The following is a 19,159-nucleotide window of genomic DNA, read 5'->3' on the forward strand; positions in this document are numbered from 1 at the left end:
AGATACGATCGCGTAAAAATGATGTATAAATCTTTGCATACAGGCGAATCGCTTATCAGGAAATAAAGGGAGATTCTGATTCGAGTTTTTTAGATTTAAAAGTTCGTAAAATTTCAATTTTAATTAAAAAACTTGAAGATTTTTTACTAATCTTCTCTTGTAAGCATTCTATAAGAAATTACAATCGATTGCCTAGTCGGAACGCTCAACTCCTAGCAAAATAGTCATGCTTGTACTGTAATTTGCGACATTTTCAGCCTGAACAATTTTTATTTTTAAATGAAATAATGACTGATAAATCAAGCTAATCAGTTTACTATATGCAAACAATAAGTCATTTTGTAAGATGCTCATTTAGAGTAAAATTCTGACAAAATCTTGAATTATGAAGAAAATTTACCTAAATTTAGGTTTAACTCTAGGTGCTTCCTTATTCCTAGAATCCTGTACCGGAGTACAACAGCAAGCCTCACAACTCCAAGACAAAGCCAACCAAGCTCAAAACATGGCTCAGCAAGCACAAAATGTGGCGAGCAAAACAATAAGTGCGCTGGGTAATTTGGGAAATCTTAAAGAAACTATTCATCCCCTCACTGATGGCGCAGCGCAAACTTTATCTGCTGTCAAAACTGGTAACTTTACAGCAGCACAAACGGAGTTTACCAAGCTACAAGATAGCTGGAAAGGATTAGAAGGTACTCTGAAGACGGTATCCCCTGGTGCTACGAAAACGATTGGCGAGAAAATTACGACGATTGCCACAGATCTAAAATCGGGTTCGCCAAACGTGGCAAAACTCACGACGGAACTGCAGGGACTTTCAACTGCATTCAACGGTCTTCTGACGAATAGTACTCCTGGAGTTGATACTAACACCAGCACTACGGAGACAGCTAATAGCAATGCTACGACTATTCAAAGCAACTTATTAGCCATGAAAGACGAACTGGCTCAGGCAACTACTGCCGTAGAATCGAAGGATTTTGCAACTGCGAAAACTGCTTTTGGTGCTGCTCGTCAAACTTGGTACAAGTTCGGTGGTAGCGTGAAACAAAACTCTCCCGATACCTACCAACGGCTAGAAGCAGGGGTGAAAGATGTTGACTCTGGACTGAGCAAAGCACAGCCGGCACGAGATACTGTATTGACTAGCTTGAAGATGCTTTCTACCGATTTAGATAGCGTGAAATAATTATGTAAATTAAGGTGGGCATTGCCCACCCTACACTTGGATTTCTATGACAAATATTCCTGTACAAATATGTAATTAATAATGCGATCGCTCGTGATATTATACTATTGATTACCTAGATGGTTTACTTCATAATGGAAATCTAAACAATTTTCAGAAAAATGAAAATATTCCCATTATAAAGTAGATAATACCACAACTGCGAACCATATTCTACCCCTCCCTCTGATGTTTTTAACCTAGTAACAAGAGCTTTCATCTAGAAAGTAAAATCCCCCAAGGCTTGACGTTGTGCTGCTAGTAAATCTTTAATCCCAAGTTCTGCCAAATCCATAATTCGATCCAATTGAGCGCGGCTGAAACTACCTGCTTCGGCGGTTCCCTGAAGTTCGATAATCTCTAGTTGGTCGTTCATGACCACGTTGAAATCGATATCGGCGGCGACATCTTCTTGGTAGTTGAGATCTAGAAATGGCACACCTTCGAGCAAACCTACAGAGACGGCGGCGATTTGGTGACGGATGGGCGATCGCGTCAGATCTCCCCGTTCTAAAAGCTTGGCGATCGCATCGGCAAGCGCCACAAACCCACCTGTAATTGCTGTGGTTCTCGTACCTGCATCCGCCTGCAATACGTCAGCATCTACGGTGACTGTACGCTCTCCCAATGCTTCTAAATCGAGTCCGGCTCTCAAGCTGCGTCCGATTAACCTTTGAATCTCCTGCGTTCGTCCAGAGAGCCTGTAGGTTTCTCGTTCTTGGCGTTGGTGGGTAGCGGTGGGAAGCATTCTGTATTCAGCCGTCAGCCAACCCTTGCCCGAACCTTCTAGAAATCTGGGGACTCCAGGCTGAATTGATACGTTACACAACACCTGAGTATCGCCGCACTGAGCTAAAACAGAGCCAGTGGCAAAACGAGTAAAACCCCGTGTAAAACTGATAGGACGCAGTTGATTTGCTAACCGATTATCCAAACGCTCCCAGGTCATGGTTCTTAGCTGTAGTGACCTAAATCAGAATACAGGGTTGAGCATACAGTTAACACTTTCGCTAGGCTTAATTTTTTGTAAACTTTTGGCGTTGAATGTGTGGAGGGCGATCGCTATGCTGGGAAGTCAAAAGTCAAAATGCTGCAACAGAATCTCCGCCAACTGGGACTTATAGTAACGATATTGCGATTCTAGAGGATAGTTTCCTATTGACTAAAACGTAGATGTAGTGTTTCACTAAGGAGTATTCTGCAAGACTACACTATATATCGCATATTGCGGTTTGTCCGAACTCAGCCTTAACTCAAGCATCTGGATAAAAGTGACTTTATGATTGCCCAGCTAGAAACCCCAACGGTTCATTCTCCTTGCCAACCACCATACATAGTTGAAGGATTAGTACAGGTCTTTACTTGCTCTCGTCGTAGCTTTTTGACAAGCGTGATGGCACAGGCTTTAAGGGTTTCCGGTCAAGGGACTCCAGCGCTCATCGTCCAATTTCTCAAAGGTGGGATAAATCAGGGTCATTGTCATCCAGTTAAGTTAGGGCAAAACCTGGATTGGATTCGCTGCAATCTTCCCCGTTGCATTGACACGCCACAATTAGACGAATCCGAAAACCGTTCTTTACAAGAACTGTGGCAGCATACGCGCCAGGTTGTTTCTCAAGGGCAGTACTCATTAGTAGTATTGGATGAATTGAGCGTAGCTGTTGAATTTGGCTTAATTCCTCTAACAGAAGTCTTAGATTTTATTCAAAATCGCCCCAAGCATGTAGATGTAATTCTGACCGGATCGAATATGCCTCAACCCGTACTTGATGCGGCAGATCAGATTACAGAAGTACGGCGCAGCCATCAGATGTAAGCTTTTCTAGGCTAGAATGCCTGTAGATTGATTATGATAAATAGCGCCTCCTAAGGCGCTAGATCGCGCGTTCGAGACCTACCTCGGAGACGTATCATTCCCCTAATTTAAGATATGAAGACAGGCGGAGCGATCGCAATTGCCATCAATTTCTAAGTTGCATATCTCTTTCGAGAAATTGTATTTCTTGATGTAAGGCTTCTAATTCTTTTTGAGTCTCGTCAAGCTCGATGCGAGTTGTATCAAGTGCCGTTTTTGTTTCCTGGCAGGTTTCCAAAACTCTGGCTAATTCCAAAGATTTGTATTCCAGTTTTTCTACGAGCTGTTGGCGATCGCTAACATCGATGAACGTCAAGTTAACTCCCAGCAAATTATTATTATTTGTACTGAAGACGGGTACGATAAAAATATCGAGATATTTTGTTCCTTCTGAAGTTGTCTGCTTCATATTTTTCAAATTAACTGGATGGCGATCGCAGTAGAATTTGCCAATTGTAATATGGGAACTCACTAATTTCCCAGGTGCAAGTTCTGAAAAAGGAAGGTTGGCATCGTCGAGCGTTAATCTAAATAAAAAGTTTGCCTGTTCGTTGGCAGCAACCAAACGATTATTCAAATCGACCGATAGCTGAGCAAAAGGACTTGTCTCAAATGCGGCTCGCCAAAAGCACAGTTGGGAGACCGATGAATCGCTGGTTTCTTTTGGGCGCGACTTAGGATTGATTGAGAGGCAATCGCCTAACTCCAAATGTAGTCCTTTCGCATAAATGCGATGCTTTATGTTTACTAGCGTGAAAATCGGTCTTTGAGCAGTCAGTGTTTCATGCTTACCTAGAAAGAGAAAGCCGTTGTTTTTTAGCGCAAAATGAAAGCGAACCAGAACGCTTGCTTGGATATCTGAATTGAAATACATGAGGGTATTACGGCACGCCAGCAAATCGATTTTGGACATCGGTGCATCTTCAGCTAGGTTATGGCGACCGCAGATGACCTTGCGGCGAAGTCTGCGATCGAAAGCATAGCCTTGCTCGGTTGGCTCAAAGTATTTCTCAAGCAAATCTGGAGCAAGTCCTTTCACTTCATTTGCGAGATAGACCGCTTGCCGTGCTTGTTGAAGGGCAACTTTATCCACATCAGTAGCATAGAGTTGAACTCGCTGCAAACACGACTCAATTCCCAAAGCTTCTGCAAACAAAATGAGTAAGCTGTAAACTTCTTGCCCAGAAGCACAGCCCGCACTCCAAACGCGAATCGGTTCGTCAGGCTGTTTGCTAGCAATAATTTTAGGCACGATCTCGCTGGCTAGATAATCCCAAGCTTCGCGATCGCGAAAGAAACTAGTAACGTTAATGAGTATGGAGTCTAAAAGCTCAATCCACTCTTGAGAATGACTTTGCAAATACTGTAAGTAGTCTTGATAGCGATCGATGTGCAGCTGCTGCATTCGGCAAGAGAAACGCCGCATTAAGGTAGGGCGTTTGTAGCCCGTCAAGTCACAACCTTGGTTATGTTTGAGGTAGTCTAATAACGCTTCAAAATCTCGATCGAGTTGAGGGGGCTTCATTAAAAAATTCTATAGTCTATACTTCGTAGCTGAAAATTCCGAACACAAAACTTATTGCGATTTCAGCGAAAGTAGCCATTGTGGAGTTCGACCGAGTATGGTGTCTCTATGCTACTGACATTGTGTCGCTCTACCAGTTTTCTTTCGTTATCTTCAATAGACTGGGGCGGATCGATCGAGTTAACCTAGACTAGAGAGCGAGACTCTCAGGTAAAATCAGCTCTAAAAATTGAGTCATAATTGAGATTTTAGGTTCGTGATTCATCCAAAATCCCAGTCTCTCGCGAGCGATCGCCAACACTCAACCCAAAATCCAAAGTCAGTGGTGGTTCTCGGTGCTGGGGCTTGGGGAACGACATTAGCATCGCTCGCAGCAGCTAACGGTCATCGCGTGCAAGTGCGATCGCGGCGCGATGGGGCAATTTCACCTAGCGAGATCGAACGTGCGGATGTAGTTGTTTCTGCTGTCTCAATGCAGGGTGTAGCAACAGTCGTTCGAGAAATTCAGACTTTACCTCTTTTACCCGCAACAATTTTTGTCACGGCAACCAAAGGACTCGATCCTGTCACAACTCTCACCCCAGCTCAGATTTGGCAGGCGGCTTTTCCCGATCGCTCGGTAGTTGTACTGTGCGGTCCTAATTTAGCTAAGGAAATTCAACAAGGATTACCCGCTGCAACTGTCGCTGGTAGTACTGACGACAACGCCGCAGTAGCAGTGCAAGCAGTCTTTTCCTCACCGCAGTTCCGCGTTTATACCAATTCCGATCCTTTAGGCGTAGAGTTGGGGGGGACGTTGAAAAATGTGATGGCGATCGCGGCGGGTGTTTGCGATGGTTTACACTTAGGTACAAATGCCAAAGCTGCACTCGTCACCCGTGGATTGACGGAAATTATCCGTATCGGCAACAGCTGGGGAGCAAAAACAGAAACTTTTTACGGTCTATCTGGTTTGGGCGATCTGCTGGCAACTTGTAACAGTCCCCTCAGTCGTAATTACCAAGTTGGATATCAACTCGCCCAAGGTAAAACTCTGTCCGCAATTCTCGCTCACCTAGAAGGAACGGCTGAAGGCGTGAATACGACTCAGGTACTCATGCAACGCGCTCGCCAGCAAGACATCTATATGCCAATTACGGCTGAAGTTTATCGTCTCCTGCAAGCGGAAATTACACCCAAGCAAGCGCTGGAAGCACTGATGCTGCGCGACCTCAAATCGGAATTATTGTAGAGGTGATGGTTCGACCAAATCGCTCCTACGTAAATCCACACAAATTTCATAAAACTTTACACGATCGTGGCTGATTCTCCGAAATTTCTCAGGCAAAAACTGTAGTTTACACTGGGGTGCGATCGCACACATTTATCTCAAACCACCTTTATGCTTGAAACGCTTATTTAGTAAAACTTTCCAGCTTAGAAATCATCTATTAATCCCGAATTGCTGCTTTAAGTTTCCGCAATCCTAACATCCATATAAGTATCAGTTCGTACTCGAATTCACTAGAAAACTTGGAGTTATTCCTGAAGTTAGCGGGCGCGATCGTCAAGTTTCCTCGTAAATCTAGCAGCAAGATGTTAGTTCGCCAAGATCGCTGGGAACAATAGCATCAGCAACAAGAAGCAACCGAGTGAAGTCTATTGTCACCTGGAGCAGTTGAGATAACCCCTATGCAAGCACTATCTTTTTACGCGGACGCAGCTTACGAACCCCAATCAGTACCCCAACGCTTTCGGTCAGATTACGCAGAAGATGACACCGATCTAGGCGTGGATGACCTACTGACTTTGGATATTGACTCTAACGATCGGGAGAGCCTACAACCTGGCGTTACCCGTCGGACTACAGACCTAGTTCGTTTATACCTGCAAGAGATCGGTCGCGTCCACCTGCTAGAAAGAGATGAAGAAGTTTCCGAAGCTCAAAAAGTGCAGCGTTATTTGCGAATGCGGGCGCTGTGCGTCAGTCATGCAGCAAAGGACGACTCGATTATCAAGACATACATCACCCTAATTGAAGCCCAAGAGCGACTGACTTCCGAACTAGGACACCGCCCCTCTTTAGAACGATGGGCTGCTAGCGCTGGTATATCCGTGATGGAACTCAAACCCGCTTTGGCAGTTGGAAAGCGCCGTTGGGCTGAAATTGCCAAAATCACCGTTGAAGAACTAGAGCAAATTCAAAACGAAGGTATTCATGCCAAAGAACACATGATCAAGGCGAATTTACGCCTGGTGGTTTCAGTTGCGAAAAAGTATCAAAATCGCGGTTTGGAACTGCTGGATCTGGTTCAAGAAGGAACTCTAGGGTTAGAAAGAGCGGTAGAAAAGTTCGATCCCACGAAAGGTTATCGCTTCAGCACCTACGCTTATTGGTGGATTCGTCAAGGTATTACCCGCGCGATCGCTACCCAAAGCCGTACTATCCGCCTTCCAGTTCACATTACCGAAAAACTGAATAAAATCAAGAAAGCTCAGCGCAAACTAGCACAAGAAAAAGGTCGCACCCCTACGATCGAAGATATTGCGCTCGAATTGGAGATGACTGCGCCTCAGGTGCGGGAAGTACTACTGAGAGTTCCTCGTTCCGTATCTTTGGAGACAAAAGTTGGGAAGGAAAAAGATACCGAGTTAGGAGATTTACTCGAAAACGACAGTATTTCCCCTGAAGAGTTGCTCATGCGTGAAGCTCTCCATCGAGATTTACAGCAACTCCTAGCAGATTTGACCGATCGCGAACGAGATGTGATTTTGATGCGCTTTGGATTGGGAGACGGACACTGTTACTCTCTAGCCGAGATTGGACGCGCTTTAGACTTATCGCGGGAAAGAGTGCGCCAAATTGAATCTAAAGCACTACAAAAGCTACGACAACCCAAACGACGTAACCGCGTGCGGGATTACTTAGAGTCCTTGAGCTAACAATTTGAGCTAACAACATCGATAGGGTGAAGGATCGTGACCGTGTTTTTTACAACCTAGTTAGATTCACTTTCATTCTTCATTCTTCACCTCTTCTGCCTATTTTTTAGCCAGAAGATTTTTATTATCTGTAAACTACGCCTCTCTTTTCTTAAAAATCATTCTCAATAGTCATAGCTTGTTGACACTTCAAGCAATAATTGACTATACTTATCAATTATTAAGCTTGCTTAAAAAGGTGGTTATGACTGCATACTCAGCTACCTCACTTAAGGCAGAACTCAACGAGCGGGGTTGGCGACTCACACCGCAGCGCGAAACGATCCTACAGGTTTTTCAAGAACTGCCTAGAGGAAAACATCTAAGTGCGGAAGAGCTTTACCAACAACTAGAAACTCAAACAGCAGGAATCAGTCTGTCAACTATTTATCGCACTCTAAAGTTAATGGCGCGGATGGGAATTCTGCGTGAGTTGGAGTTAGGCGAGGGACATAAACATTACGAGATCAATCAGCCCTATCCTCACCACCATCACCATTTAATTTGTGTTAGGTGCAATAAAACAATCGAGTTTAAAAACGATTCCATCTTAAAAATTGGCTCAAAAACAGCTGAAAAGGAAGGGTATCATTTGCTTGATTGCCAACTAACAATTCATGCTGTTTGTCCTTCTTGTCAAAGAGCGTTGTTGCCCATTTAGGCTCTTGGTAGTTGGTAGTTGGCTGACGGTTGACTGATAACTGTTCACTCTATTTTCTCGATGTTACCTGCTTTGATCCAGCCTTCGCGATCGCTATCCGATAAGCGAACTCTTTGCCAATTTTTATCTGGACTTTCTTCTAAAACGACAATCTGTTGATTGTATTCCAACCCGCCGATGCGTTCAGCACCCGCTCCAGGCTCGGCACGGAGACTTAAGCCTTTTTCCCAAGACACCCTAGCTCTATAGGTTCCTGGCGCTAGAGGCTCGGTAGAATTAGTTTCAGAATCCGCTTCCTCGCTTGTAGATTCGGCACGAGCGGCGCGAGCGGGATTAGACATTTCTGGCTGTACTTGCTTTTCTGGAGCAGGTGCAGCTTTTGGTTTTTGGGTGACTTCGTTAGCGAAAGTCGGCTTAGGTGGATGTGTCGTCACTCTATACATAAAGTACAAGGCAACTGCGGCGCTACCACCAATCAGGATCGCGATCGCTAAGCCAATACCCAGGACAAATTTAGCTACTCCTGCCAAAGTCATGGCGATACCTTAGTATTGTCCCATAATTACTACAGCACGAATCCTAACACAATCGTCTGAATGTAGTAGATTTTTTAATGATTGGTCGCTGGTCGTTAGTTAACGGTTAATAGTTGACAGTAGACGCTGCGCTACACTGCGTGAAGACAGTAAGAGAGTGGCGCGTGGTGCGCGAGTATGCGTGGTGCGTCGGCGGATGTAGGGTGTAGGGTGTAAGGGTGTGGATGTGACATGCGATAACTAGTTTCTGGTCACTGGTCGCTGATAACTGATAACTGATAACTGTTCTACTGTAATTGCCGCTGAATTCGGTTGCTCAGGCTGCTGTGTTTGGAGGCAAGGCGAGCTTTTCCAGCTGCTGCCCAATCTTGCAAAAACTGAATTTGTTCTTGGGCAGTACGGGCAAGGGGAATGATTTGACTCGCCGCCTCTAAAATGTCGTCAGTAGTAAAGTCTCGATTTTGACTGAAGCCGATATGCATGGCTTCCACGATTGTTTGCTCGATTTCTGCCCCAGAAAAATCAGGAGTTTCGTAGGCAAGGCGATCGAGATCGTAACTTTTGAGATTGTGCGATCGCAGGCGAGATAAATGGACGGTGAAAATTGCTTTGCGTTCATCCTGAATCGGTAAACCAACAAAAAAGATTTCGTCGAATCTGCCTTTACGCAACATCTCGGGTGGTAAAGCATGAATATCGTTGGCAGTAGCAACGACAAACACGGGAGAAATTTTTTCTGCCAACCAGGTTATGAATGTCCCGAAAACGCGGCTAGTCGTGCCAGCATCGCCTTTTGCGCCCAACCCGGCAAAAGCTTTATCGATCTCATCTACCCAAAGAATACAGGGAGATAGGGCTTCTGCGACTTGAATCATTTGTCGGGTGCGAGATTCCGATTCTCCGACCAAACCACCGAATAATCGCCCCACGTCCAAGCGTAACAAAGGTAAGTGCCAGTGATGGGCGATCGCCTTAGCTGTTAGCGATTTACCCGTTCCCTGAATTCCGACTAACATGAGTCCGCGTGGATGAGGTAAACCGTATGCCCTAGCGCGTTCGCTAAATGCCCCACCCCGGCGCAACAACCAATCTTTGAGATTGTCTAAACCGCCAATATCCGAAATTTTTTCAGTGGCAGGGTAAAAGTCAAGAATTTGAGTTTGGCGAATGGTCTGACGCTTTTCTTCCAAAACCAATTCGACATCTTCCGGTTGAATCTCTCCGTGAGAGGCGATCGCTCTTGCTAATACTCGCCGAATCCGTTCGATGGATAATCCTTGGCACGAACGCACGAGTTCATCTACCGTTTTAGCTTCTAAAGATTGCCCTGTGGCTGCCAAAAGGCGTTCTACCTCCAACTTAATCTCAGCGGCAGCGGGTAGGGGAAATTCTAAAATGGTTAAAACTTCACCCAATTCTTCCGTAGTGACGATTCGTGGCGACAGCAAGACGATATTTTTCGGCTGCGATTTGAGTACCCGCGCTAAATTGCGGAGTTTACGTGACACGGAAACATCTTCTAAAAAGCGATGAAAATCACGCAAAATAAAAACTGCCGGAGCCGAAGCGGGCAGTTTCTCGACAAATTCTAGAGCTTGTAAAGGATTGCGACGACCGAAACCAGCATCGTTAGGATTACCCTGGTAGCCATCGACAAAATCCCAAGTATAGACAGCGCGATTTCCTTGAATGCGGGCTTCTTCCCGAATCGCTACTTCCGCTCGTTCTTCCTCATAGGTAGGAATGTAGACGATCGGGTAGCGAGCGCGTAGCAACAGTGCAAACTCTTCGCGGAAGCTCATATGAGGGATGAGGGGTGAGGGAGTTGGGGGGAGTCGGGAGTCGGGAGTTGGGAGTCGGGAGTGGTAAATCCTCCCCCTTGTCTCCCTTGTCCTCCTTGTCCTCCTATTCTCCTTGTCTCATATCCTACAAAACTCTTGTCCCTAATTAGACAGGTGATTTTTTAGGGATTCTAAAGATGCCCAGCGGCGATCGCTCGATAGTTCTGACGGTTCTTCTGGCTGCGGCGATAGTTGAATACCCTGACACAAATTGTCGCACAACTGACGCTGAGGCATGGCTAGACATAATTGCTGGTACAACCACTCCCCAGGATCGAAATGACCTGTAGGCTGTAAAGTTTCGACCAGATCTTCAAATGCAACTTCCAACTCGATCGCAGTTTCTTCTTTACCTGCTTCTGGATCTAGCCAAATAATTTCTGAAGCTTCTACTTTCAGGCGATGGTTGTATTGTTGTAAACAGCGATGGCAAGTCAAGGTAACGATGGTTTCTACCTGAGCTGAAACCTCTAGGTAATTGCCACCGTGTTGCACGCGCACCTGACCGCGCACCGGAGTTAGGGTGTCTAGATCGGGTAAGAACTCATCAACCTCGATGACCCTAGTTTTTTGCGGTGCTGTGGTCAGATGAGGAATGTAAATAGCCTCCATAGGACTTGCCAACTTATAAATTAAATAATCTCAAATTCTCAATTCCGAATTCCGAATTCCGAATTCATTTCCAGTCTAGCTACTGCCGATCGTGCGAATCACCAACTGACGATGCGGTTCTTTGCCACGACTGAAACTTTCTAAATCGGAAAAATCCTTCAAAAAAGTATGAATTTGCCTCCTTTCAGCGGACGAAAGAGATTTGATCTCCACCTCTTGTCCTGTGGTACGGACTTGTTCTATAGCTGAGGTGGCGATCGCTTGAATTTCTGCTTGTCGCCGCAAGCGATAGCCATCCAACTCAATTATATAAGCGGCTTGCCGTTCCTGAGGTTGGTTTAAATTCAGGGTGGCATTAGCAAGATACTGAATGGCATCTAGAACCGAACCTTCCGCACCAATCAAAGCTTGGACTTGCTCTGGTAGTAGACTACTCTGCTCGATTGTCAGCCAATAACTATCGTGTTCTTCTGGATCGCTATTTTCTGTTTTTGGGGTTTGCAGTTTAGCTGTAACTTGAGTAGAGACTCCTGACAGTTGCAGGAGTTGCTCTAGCCACTGCTGACCCCGCTGCCCGATCTGCTCGTCACTCATGATTTAGCCTGAAGGTTTCTCTTTCTTCTTCCGCCCTGGTTCAAAGGGAAGCGACTGACGACCTGCATCGTCTCCTGCTTTAGCATCTGCTGCTTCGACAAGCTTTTGTAAGTTTTCTGGCAGGGGTTCGCGAGAGACGATGTATGTTTGGAGTGTTTGGAATATATTCGCAATCAGCATGTACATCAACACGCCAGCAGGTAGCGGGAAGAACAAAAACATCCCTGAGAAAATAATTGGGGTGATCTTGTTGACTGTATCTTGTTGGGGATTGTTAGAGGTAGAACCTTGACCGGATAGAACTTGGTTGAGATAGAGACTTAGACCAAAACCAATCACCATTGCCACAATATCCCAATGGATCGTTCCGTCTTCATCAAAAGCGCCGACTCTGCCGAGGGCATCAATAAATAAAAAGCCCTTGTTAGCTGCGAGTCCAGGGATTGTTGCTTGAATTGTCACATCACCTGGTTGGAGGGCTTCGATATTACCGTTTTCATCAATTTTTACCCTTTCTTCCCCTTTAGTGACTTTCCATTTGGGGACGAGATTGGTGTCGGGATACTCTGCTGCTAGAGCTGAGAAAGGCTTGCCCTCTGGAGTTTGAAAATCAATTTTAGTTTTGTCCCCGACCACCAATTTATTACCACTGGGCAAGATCGCCGCAACGCGAGCGTGAACGCCATCGGTAATGTAGATGTTTTGCGGCGGAGTGGTAAAAGCCTGCGGTTGAATGCGTTCGATCTGTTCTTGGGGAAAGACTTGCAGGTTGACGTTGTAGTTGATATCTGAAAACGGCGATCCGCGCAGCGTCGCGAATAAGGCGAACAGTACGGGCATTTGCAGCAAGACTGGCAAACATCCTGCCAATGGATTGCCAAATTCTTTATAAACAGCGCCCATTTCCTCCTGCATTTTGGCAGGATTGTCTTTATAACGCTCTTGAATCTCTTTGACGCGCTTTTGCATCAAAGGTTGAGTAACTCGCGTGCGGCGCATCGTCCGAATCGATCCGGCACTCAGCGGATAGAGCGCAAAGCGAATCACTAGTGTCAAGGCTACGATCGCCAACCCGTAGCTCGGCACGATCCCGTAGAAAAAATCTAGGATCGGCAACATGACGTTGTTGGAAAGAAACCCTATACCAAAATCCATTATCTTGAAGTCAACCTGAAATAATTTGTCATTCGTCTGAATCTAATCTATCCGATTTTAGTCATCAGTCATTTGTCACCAGTCATTTGCTAACCAATGACAAGCGATCGATAACTAACAACAGAGAACTGCCCAATTAGAGAACTACTAATTGCTTACATAATATTCTCAAGTTGTAGCTTTGGTTTTGACTTGAGGATTTTTTTCGGCTGCCTTTTCGCTGATATAGTCGTATAGTTCGCGGAATTTGGGAACCGATCGCATTTCTAAACGGCTACCGTTTCTTAAAGTTAGTACCATATCGCCCCATAAACCGAATCCGCGCGGTACTTTCACAATTTTGACAATTTCAGCATAAATGATATCGGTGCGATCGCGCCCCATCCAGCCGCCTGTCACGGAAATACGGCGATTTGTGATGCGGTAGCGCAACCACAATGCCCGTACAATTGCACCAACTGTCAAGGGGATACCAATCAGCGTCAGCCCGATGAGCAAATTAATAATGAGATCCCCGATATGAGGACCACCTTCGTAGTAAACTTCTTCACGAATTCCCATTAAGCACCTCGGCTGCTACCAATAACTGCTCTAATTCTTGCAGAAATTGTTTGGTTACGCACTCCCGTCGCGCTGCTGATGGTTGAACGATAACTACCAGCAACCATCCAGGTGAAATGCGCGGCAATAGACAGCGAAAGGCAACCCGCAGTTGTCGCTTAATCCGATTGCGAACGACTGCTTTTTTACTCACTTTTGTGCTGATGGAAATACCGATCCGTGTAGGCGCACCTACTTTATTATGCTTAGCTGTGGCTAGCTTTCCGTCTGCTACTGAGGTTGTGGCATTTTGCATTCGCAAAGCCCTCAAAGTCATGCAATCGCCGTTGCGCCGTATTCCAGCTCGAAATACGGCGCGAAAGTCTTCTCTACTTGAGAGCCGATTTACTTTTGATAAACCCAAATGACCAGTTATCAGTTATCAGTTATCAGTTATCAGTTATCAGTTATCAGATACCTCTGTTGGTACTTTAAACGGTTAGACGGTGACGACCTTTTCTTCTGCGCGATCGAATCACGTTTTGTCCGTCGGGGGTACGCATCCGAGCGCGAAACCCAGATGTTCTCTTTCTTTTGCGGTTAGTACCTTCCAGCGTGCGTTTCATAAATCTGCTCTCTCAGTTATTCGGAATTTTTAGCTAAAAAAGTCACAATCTGAAATTTTAGCATGAAAGCTTCGGAAATTGATGGGTACAGGCAAGGGCGATCGGGGAGAGGATAATATGACTCCTGTACGGGTGGGTTTTAATTCCTGATTTATTGCCTCAGTTGTGAATCTATTTGCTAAACCCGCCCGTACCATAACTGATAACTGTTAACTGACAACTGTTAACTGATACTAACGATCCACGTTCCCAGATAGCGCAGTAGCGGTACGTCTCCAGGTGTTTGAATCTGACAGTTAAAGTAGAAAGTACCACCAGAGCTAGGGTTTTTCACGTTCGAGAAGACCAATTCCACTCTGCTACCAGCTGGAACGGGTTCTTTAGGATAAATATCGACTTTATGATTTTCCTTATCCCAAACAACTTCTTGCAACGGCACTTTATCACCCTTGATCCGCACCTCAATCCGATCGGTGTCAAATTTACCTTTAAAATAGTCTGGGTAGGAAATAGAAAACTGCGATACTGCTAAATTCAGCTTCTTCTGTGGAATTCTCAACCGATAGCGATCCCAGCCGCTAGTTTGTCCGCCAAAGTCTAATTTGTAGGGGAGTTGATTCTCGCGCTTTACGCCGCTCCAGAGAGTAAATCCTGATGTACCCTGAGCGGATGATACAAGGGGCAACCCAGTTAGTAATAAGCCAGAAACGGCGATCGAGGCAAGTAGGCGACGCATAAAAGCTCCTTCGGACAACAATTGTAATGAGCCGCACTCCTCACAACAAGAATAGTGCGTTACTAAGTCTAATTTACTAGAACTCGCTCGATCTCTACAGACGCTGTGTGTTAGTTATTAGTTGCAGTTGTCAGGGAGTAGGAAGCAGGGAGTCGGGAGTCGGGAGTCGGGGGGAAGAGAGCTAGAGGGAGCTGAGGGAGCATTTTTAGCCACTAGCCACTAGTCACTAGTCACTGGTCACCGATCGCTCAATTACGAATTACAAATTACAAATTACGAAATATAAACTTTTTGTTATAAAAATTGAGTTGTTGAGCCACACAATTGATAGTTGTCTACGCTACAGTCATCAAGATGCCTTTTGAGCAAGTTTTATTTCATAGTTCTATCTTAAGTTCTAGACAAAACCCGAATAAAACGCAGACTAAATCGGGTGCTATTACAATTGCTTGATATGTTAAGAAAAAAGATTAAAGCAGCCTTGTCAGCAGAGGTAGTCATTCACTTTCGTCTGGCAATTCATAAAAGAAGTTAAAGAGGTAGATCTCAGCTTTGAAGCGCAACATAAGATCGAAAAAATGTGAGGATCGATCGCAAGATCTGCAATTTTTGCATTGCTATGATGTCAAAAATAGATTGCGATTGGTAAAAGAGGAGTAGGGGATTAAGTATTACTCGATCGCGAGAAAACTGCGAACAAAGTGCAAAGATTTGCGATCGCGCGAGAGGAAGAATTTAGCTGTTGTGTTAACGGAGAAGTCATGAAAATAGCGGTGGCAAAAGAAATCGAAGTTGGAGAGCGTCGGGTTGCTCTAGTACCAGATGTCGTTGCCCGATTGGTAAAACAAGGTGTAGAGGTGTGGGTAGAAGCGGGAGCTGGCGATCGCGCTTTCTTCTCGGATGCAGCCTACGAAGCCGCAGGAGCCAAGATAATTAACGATCCTGGGTATCTGTGGTGGGAAGCAGACGTGCTGTTGAAAGTAGGAGTCCCCCAAGAACGCGAAGATGGACGCTCGGAAGTGGAAATGTTGCGGGAAGGAGCTGTCCTCATCAGTTTTCTCAATCCCTTGGGAGAACCTGCGATCGCCAAGCGGCTAGCAGAACGGCGAATTTCCGCCTTTAGCATGGAGATGATCCCCCGCACGACTAGAGCGCAGAGCATGGATGCTTTGTCTTCTCAAGCCTCAATCGCGGGTTACAAAGCAGTGCTAATTGGAGCGGCAGCTTTACCCAAGTACTTTCCCATGTTAACCACAGCGGCGGGGACAATTGCCCCAGCCAAAGTATTCATAATTGGTGCGGGAGTAGCAGGATTACAGGCGATCGCCACTGCAAGACGACTGGGAGCAGTTGTAGAAGCTTTTGATATTCGTCCGGCGGTGAAAGAAGAAGTCCAAAGCTTGGGAGCCAAGTTTGTTGAAGTGCAGTTAGAAGAAGAAACTGTAGCTGCTGGCGGCTATGCAAAGGAAGTTTCGGAAATAGCAAAACAGCGCACCCAGGAAGCGATCGCGGAACACGTCAAGCTATCAGACGTAGTTGTTACCACCGCACAAGTCCCTGGTAGAAAAGCACCAATTCTCGTGACAGAAGAAATGGTAGCGCAGATGAAGCCAGGTTCGGTAATTGTCGATTTAGCCGCAGAACAAGGTGGTAACTGTGCTTGCACGGAGCCAGGAAAAGACGTACAGCGCAACGGTGTCACTATCATCGGCACGATCGATCTCCCCTCATCCGTACCCATCCACGCCAGCCAGTTGTATGCCAAAAACCTGCTGTCACTAGTGCAATTGATGATTAACAAGGAAGATAAAAGCCTTCAGCTCAACTTTGAAGACGACATCATCGATGCCGCCTGTATTACCCACGCTGGAGAAATTCGCAATTCACGGGTAAAGGAAGCCTTGGCAACACTAGTATCGATTAACGGTTAACGGTTAACGGTTAACGGTTAACGGTTAACGGTTAACTGTCAACCGTCAACAAATAGGAGAATCAATCAATGACAGAAGCTTTAATTGCCGCTTTATTCGTGTTTGTTTTGGCATCTTTTGCGGGATTTGAAGTAATTAACAAAGTTCCGCCGACACTGCACACGCCTTTGATGTCTGGTTCCAACGCAATTTCAGGGATTGCGGTTATCGGTGCTTTGCTGGTTTCTGGTCCCAAAGGATCGAATTTATCAGTGATTTTGGGCTTGATTGCCGTGATTCTAGCCACGATTAACGTTGTCGGTGGTTTTTTAGTCACCGATCGCATGTTGCAAATGTTTAAGAAAAAAGAGGTGAAAGCGTGAGCGATTTTCTGCCAACTGGGATTCAGCTGACTTATTTAGTTGCTGCCTCTTTATTTATTATTGGTTTGAAAAAACTAAGTTCGCCAGCAACAGCGCGTAACGGTAATCTGTTAGCGGCGATCGGGATGTTATTGGCGATCGTAGCAACGCTACTCGATCGGCAGGTGTTGAACTATCAAATGATTGTAGTGGCTTTGGCGATCGGTTCGGCGTTAGGTGCGATCGCGGCTTACAAAGTCCAAATGACTGAAATGCCTCAAATGGTAGGCTTGCTCAACGGTTTAGGTGGTGCTGCTTCTGCTTTAGTGGCAGTTGCGGAGTTTTGGCGACTGTTGGGAACTGCTGAACCAGTGCCGCTCGATGCCAATATCTCCATGCTGCTAGATGTCTTTATCGGTGGCATCACCTTCACGGGTAGTATGCTGGCTTTTGCCAAGCTACAAGGACTTATTAGTGGTTCCCCGATTACATTTCCCTTGCAGCAACCAATCAACGCTCTGCTGCTAATTAGTTACATCGTAGGTAGCGGCTTTTTGTTGGTCGATCCGACTAATTTACCCGTATTTTTGGGATTAGTTGCTGTTTCCCTGGTTCTAGGGGTTATGTTCGTCGTCCCCATTGGTGGTGGCGATATGCCTGTGGTGATTTCGCTGTTGAACTCCTTTTCTGGTTTAGCAGCAGGTGCGGCTGGTTTCGTAGTCATGAACAACGTGCTGATCATTTCTGGTGCTTTGGTAGGCGCTTCGGGATTGATCCTGACGGAGATCATGTGTAAAGCGATGAACCGCTCCCTGATTAGCGTCCTATTTGGTGCTTTTGGTGGCGGTGGCTCGGCTAGTGGTGCTGGTGGTGCAGCCGCTGGCGATCAAACTACCCGTTCTGTAGATGCTGAAGAAGCCGCAATGATGTTGGGTTATGCTCGTTCTGTAGTGATCGTTCCTGGTTACGGGATGGCAGTAGCCCAAGCACAGCACACCGTTCGGGAGCTTGCCGATCAACTAGACAGATTGGGTGTAGAAGTCAAATATGCCATTCATCCTGTAGCGGGACGGATGCCGGGACACATGAACGTGTTGTTGGCAGAAGCAAACGTGCCGTACACGCAGTTGTACGACATGGATGATATCAATCCTCAGTTCGATCAAACTGATGTGGCTTTGGTGATTGGCGCAAACGATGTTGTCAATCCTGCTGCACGACACGATACTGCAAGTCCGATTTATGGAATGCCGATCTTAGAAGTAGACAGGGCAAAGCATACAATCGTGATTAAGCGAGGCATGAGTACGGGTTTTGCAGGGGTAGACAACGAGTTGTTCTACAAAGACAAAACCATGATGTTCTTTGGTAGCGCTAAAGATGCCGTAGCGAAGTTAGTATCGGAAGTGAAGCATCTGTAAAAATTTTAGATTTGGTTTTGGGTTTCCAGCTCTACGGTAGTAATTCTCGATCGCGTGTATGACAGGTAGGGGCGCACGGCTGTGCGCCCCTACAGTTTGTGTATTTCTAGATTTATGGAGAATGCATCAGATTATTGTCAGCGAGTTTTAGTTTGTCAAAACCGTACTTGTCGCAAGCAAGGTGCGCGTAAGGTGCTAGCAGCATTTCAAGCGCAGTTAGTGCCAGGGGTGGAAGTTGTCAGTAGTGCTTGCTTGGGACAATGCGGTATGGGACCGATGGTATTAGTCTTACCAGAAGAGGTTTGGTATTGCGGGGTACGTGCTGATGAAGTTTTGGCGATCGCTCAACGCCACCTTAGAGAGGGGAAACCCGTCACGACTATGCTGTACAAAAAGTTTCATCATTAGAAGTCAATCACATGCATCAACTCCCCAATCGCAAACCCGTCAGTGTTTGGAATTATAAACCTTGGTGGTGTCAGCCTTGGTCAATTTTCCTTAGAGGGTGTTTGAAAAGTGGGTTGGGTAGTAAAAAAGCTCACTCGGTGTAAGCTGCGAATAACTAGTACACAGCACCGAGAGAGCGACATGAG

At 45.8% G+C, this 19,159-nt stretch carries 21 protein-coding genes; 10 read left to right on the forward strand and 11 right to left on the reverse strand.

Translation table 11 applies throughout. The features are described from left to right. Positions 1 to 385 precede the first annotated feature (385 nt). Positions 386 to 1,192, forward strand: a complete 807-nt coding sequence (locus QH73_RS01330; protein ID WP_039714936.1) for a hypothetical protein — start codon at positions 386 to 388, stop codon at positions 1,190 to 1,192. Positions 1,193 to 1,451: 259 nt separating this feature from the next. Here the strand turns inward: QH73_RS01330 and rph are convergent, their stop codons facing one another. Beyond that, the gene (gene rph / locus QH73_RS01335) at positions 1,452 to 2,180 is read right to left on the reverse strand and encodes a ribonuclease PH (protein ID WP_039714937.1); all 729 of its coding nucleotides are present in this window, start codon (positions 2,178 to 2,180) and stop codon (positions 1,452 to 1,454) included. A 330-nt stretch (positions 2,181 to 2,510) separates the two neighbouring features. Here rph and QH73_RS01340 point away from each other — a divergent pair, with 330 nt between their 5' ends. Next, on the forward strand, positions 2,511 to 3,047 hold the full coding sequence (locus QH73_RS01340; RefSeq protein WP_039714938.1) for a P-loop NTPase family protein: 537 nt from the start codon (positions 2,511 to 2,513) through the stop codon (positions 3,045 to 3,047). Between the two features lie 145 nt (positions 3,048 to 3,192). On the opposite strand, the gene QH73_RS01345 is transcribed toward QH73_RS01340, so the two are convergent. Then, positions 3,193 to 4,611 (reverse strand): CheR family methyltransferase, encoded by a 1,419-nt coding sequence (locus QH73_RS01345; protein WP_039714939.1) that lies wholly within the window; start codon positions 4,609 to 4,611, stop codon positions 3,193 to 3,195. 259 nt (positions 4,612 to 4,870) lie between these two features. Here QH73_RS01345 and QH73_RS01350 point away from each other — a divergent pair, with 259 nt between their 5' ends. The 3 genes from QH73_RS01350 (at position 4,871) to QH73_RS01360 (ending at position 8,233) form a co-directional block, all read left to right on the forward strand. Continuing rightward, complete coding sequence (locus QH73_RS01350) at positions 4,871 to 5,842, forward strand: NAD(P)H-dependent glycerol-3-phosphate dehydrogenase (protein ID WP_052290245.1); 972 nt, start codon at positions 4,871 to 4,873, stop codon at positions 5,840 to 5,842. A gap of 440 nt (positions 5,843 to 6,282) precedes the next feature. Next, positions 6,283 to 7,533: an RNA polymerase sigma factor SigC gene (sigC, locus tag QH73_RS01355; protein WP_039714940.1), complete on the forward strand. Its 1,251-nt coding sequence runs from the start codon at positions 6,283 to 6,285 to the stop codon at positions 7,531 to 7,533. 244 nt (positions 7,534 to 7,777) lie between these two features. Continuing rightward, a complete protein-coding gene (locus QH73_RS01360; protein ID WP_015152359.1) occupies positions 7,778 to 8,233 on the forward strand; it encodes a Fur family transcriptional regulator in 456 nt (151 codons plus the stop codon). A gap of 44 nt (positions 8,234 to 8,277) precedes the next feature. Here the strand turns inward: QH73_RS01360 and QH73_RS01365 are convergent, their stop codons facing one another. From QH73_RS01365 to QH73_RS01405, 9 genes are all read right to left on the reverse strand, one after another. Then, a complete protein-coding gene (locus QH73_RS01365) occupies positions 8,278 to 8,769 on the reverse strand; it encodes an SH3 domain-containing protein (RefSeq protein WP_039714941.1) in 492 nt (163 codons plus the stop codon). Positions 8,770 to 9,056: 287 nt separating this feature from the next. Continuing rightward, positions 9,057 to 10,571, reverse strand: a complete 1,515-nt coding sequence (locus tag QH73_RS01370; protein ID WP_039714942.1) for a Ycf46 family AAA ATPase — start codon at positions 10,569 to 10,571, stop codon at positions 9,057 to 9,059. Between the two features lie 141 nt (positions 10,572 to 10,712). Then, positions 10,713 to 11,222 carry a YceD family protein gene (locus QH73_RS01375; RefSeq protein WP_039714943.1) on the reverse strand — a complete coding sequence of 170 codons (510 nt, stop codon included), beginning with the start codon at positions 11,220 to 11,222 and terminating at the stop codon, positions 10,713 to 10,715. 75 nt (positions 11,223 to 11,297) lie between these two features. Beyond that, positions 11,298 to 11,819 (reverse strand): Jag family protein, encoded by a 522-nt coding sequence (locus QH73_RS01380; protein WP_039714944.1) that lies wholly within the window; start codon positions 11,817 to 11,819, stop codon positions 11,298 to 11,300. Then, positions 11,820 to 12,971, reverse strand: a complete 1,152-nt coding sequence (gene yidC, locus QH73_RS01385; protein ID WP_039714945.1) for a membrane protein insertase YidC — start codon at positions 12,969 to 12,971, stop codon at positions 11,820 to 11,822. A gap of 168 nt (positions 12,972 to 13,139) precedes the next feature. Then, positions 13,140 to 13,532 carry a PH domain-containing protein gene (locus QH73_RS01390; RefSeq protein WP_039714946.1) on the reverse strand — a complete coding sequence of 131 codons (393 nt, stop codon included), beginning with the start codon at positions 13,530 to 13,532 and terminating at the stop codon, positions 13,140 to 13,142. Continuing rightward, positions 13,519 to 13,935, reverse strand: a complete 417-nt coding sequence (gene rnpA / locus QH73_RS01395) for a ribonuclease P protein component (RefSeq protein ID WP_039714947.1) — start codon at positions 13,933 to 13,935, stop codon at positions 13,519 to 13,521. The genes QH73_RS01390 and rnpA overlap by 14 nt, the downstream gene beginning before the upstream one ends. A gap of 67 nt (positions 13,936 to 14,002) precedes the next feature. Then, positions 14,003 to 14,137, reverse strand: coding sequence for a 50S ribosomal protein L34 (gene rpmH / locus QH73_RS01400; RefSeq protein WP_132866475.1), 135 nt, complete (start codon positions 14,135 to 14,137; stop codon positions 14,003 to 14,005). A gap of 223 nt (positions 14,138 to 14,360) precedes the next feature. Next, the gene (locus tag QH73_RS01405) at positions 14,361 to 14,873 is read right to left on the reverse strand and encodes a DUF2808 domain-containing protein (protein WP_039714948.1); all 513 of its coding nucleotides are present in this window, start codon (positions 14,871 to 14,873) and stop codon (positions 14,361 to 14,363) included. Between the two features lie 761 nt (positions 14,874 to 15,634). Here QH73_RS01405 and QH73_RS01410 point away from each other — a divergent pair. From QH73_RS01410 to QH73_RS29290, 5 genes are all read left to right on the forward strand, one after another. Beyond that, positions 15,635 to 16,804 (forward strand): Re/Si-specific NAD(P)(+) transhydrogenase subunit alpha, encoded by a 1,170-nt coding sequence (locus QH73_RS01410; RefSeq protein WP_039717300.1) that lies wholly within the window; start codon positions 15,635 to 15,637, stop codon positions 16,802 to 16,804. Positions 16,805 to 16,872: 68 nt separating this feature from the next. Next, positions 16,873 to 17,166, forward strand: coding sequence for an NAD(P) transhydrogenase subunit alpha part 2 (locus QH73_RS01415; protein WP_039714949.1), 294 nt, complete (start codon positions 16,873 to 16,875; stop codon positions 17,164 to 17,166). Further along, positions 17,163 to 18,566, forward strand: a complete 1,404-nt coding sequence (locus QH73_RS01420; protein WP_039714950.1) for an NAD(P)(+) transhydrogenase (Re/Si-specific) subunit beta — start codon at positions 17,163 to 17,165, stop codon at positions 18,564 to 18,566. The genes QH73_RS01415 and QH73_RS01420 overlap by 4 nt, the downstream gene beginning before the upstream one ends. Positions 18,567 to 18,680: 114 nt before the next feature. After that, positions 18,681 to 18,974, forward strand: coding sequence for a (2Fe-2S) ferredoxin domain-containing protein (locus tag QH73_RS01425; RefSeq protein ID WP_132866476.1), 294 nt, complete (start codon positions 18,681 to 18,683; stop codon positions 18,972 to 18,974). An 11-nt stretch (positions 18,975 to 18,985) separates the two neighbouring features. Continuing rightward, the gene (locus QH73_RS29290) at positions 18,986 to 19,117 is read left to right on the forward strand and encodes a DUF6737 family protein (RefSeq protein WP_374189005.1); all 132 of its coding nucleotides are present in this window, start codon (positions 18,986 to 18,988) and stop codon (positions 19,115 to 19,117) included. Positions 19,118 to 19,159 lie beyond the last annotated feature (42 nt).

This window comes from Scytonema millei VB511283 (assembly GCF_000817735.3).
In the GTDB taxonomy this organism is placed as follows: domain Bacteria; phylum Cyanobacteriota; class Cyanobacteriia; order Cyanobacteriales; family Chroococcidiopsidaceae; genus Chroococcidiopsis; species Chroococcidiopsis millei_B.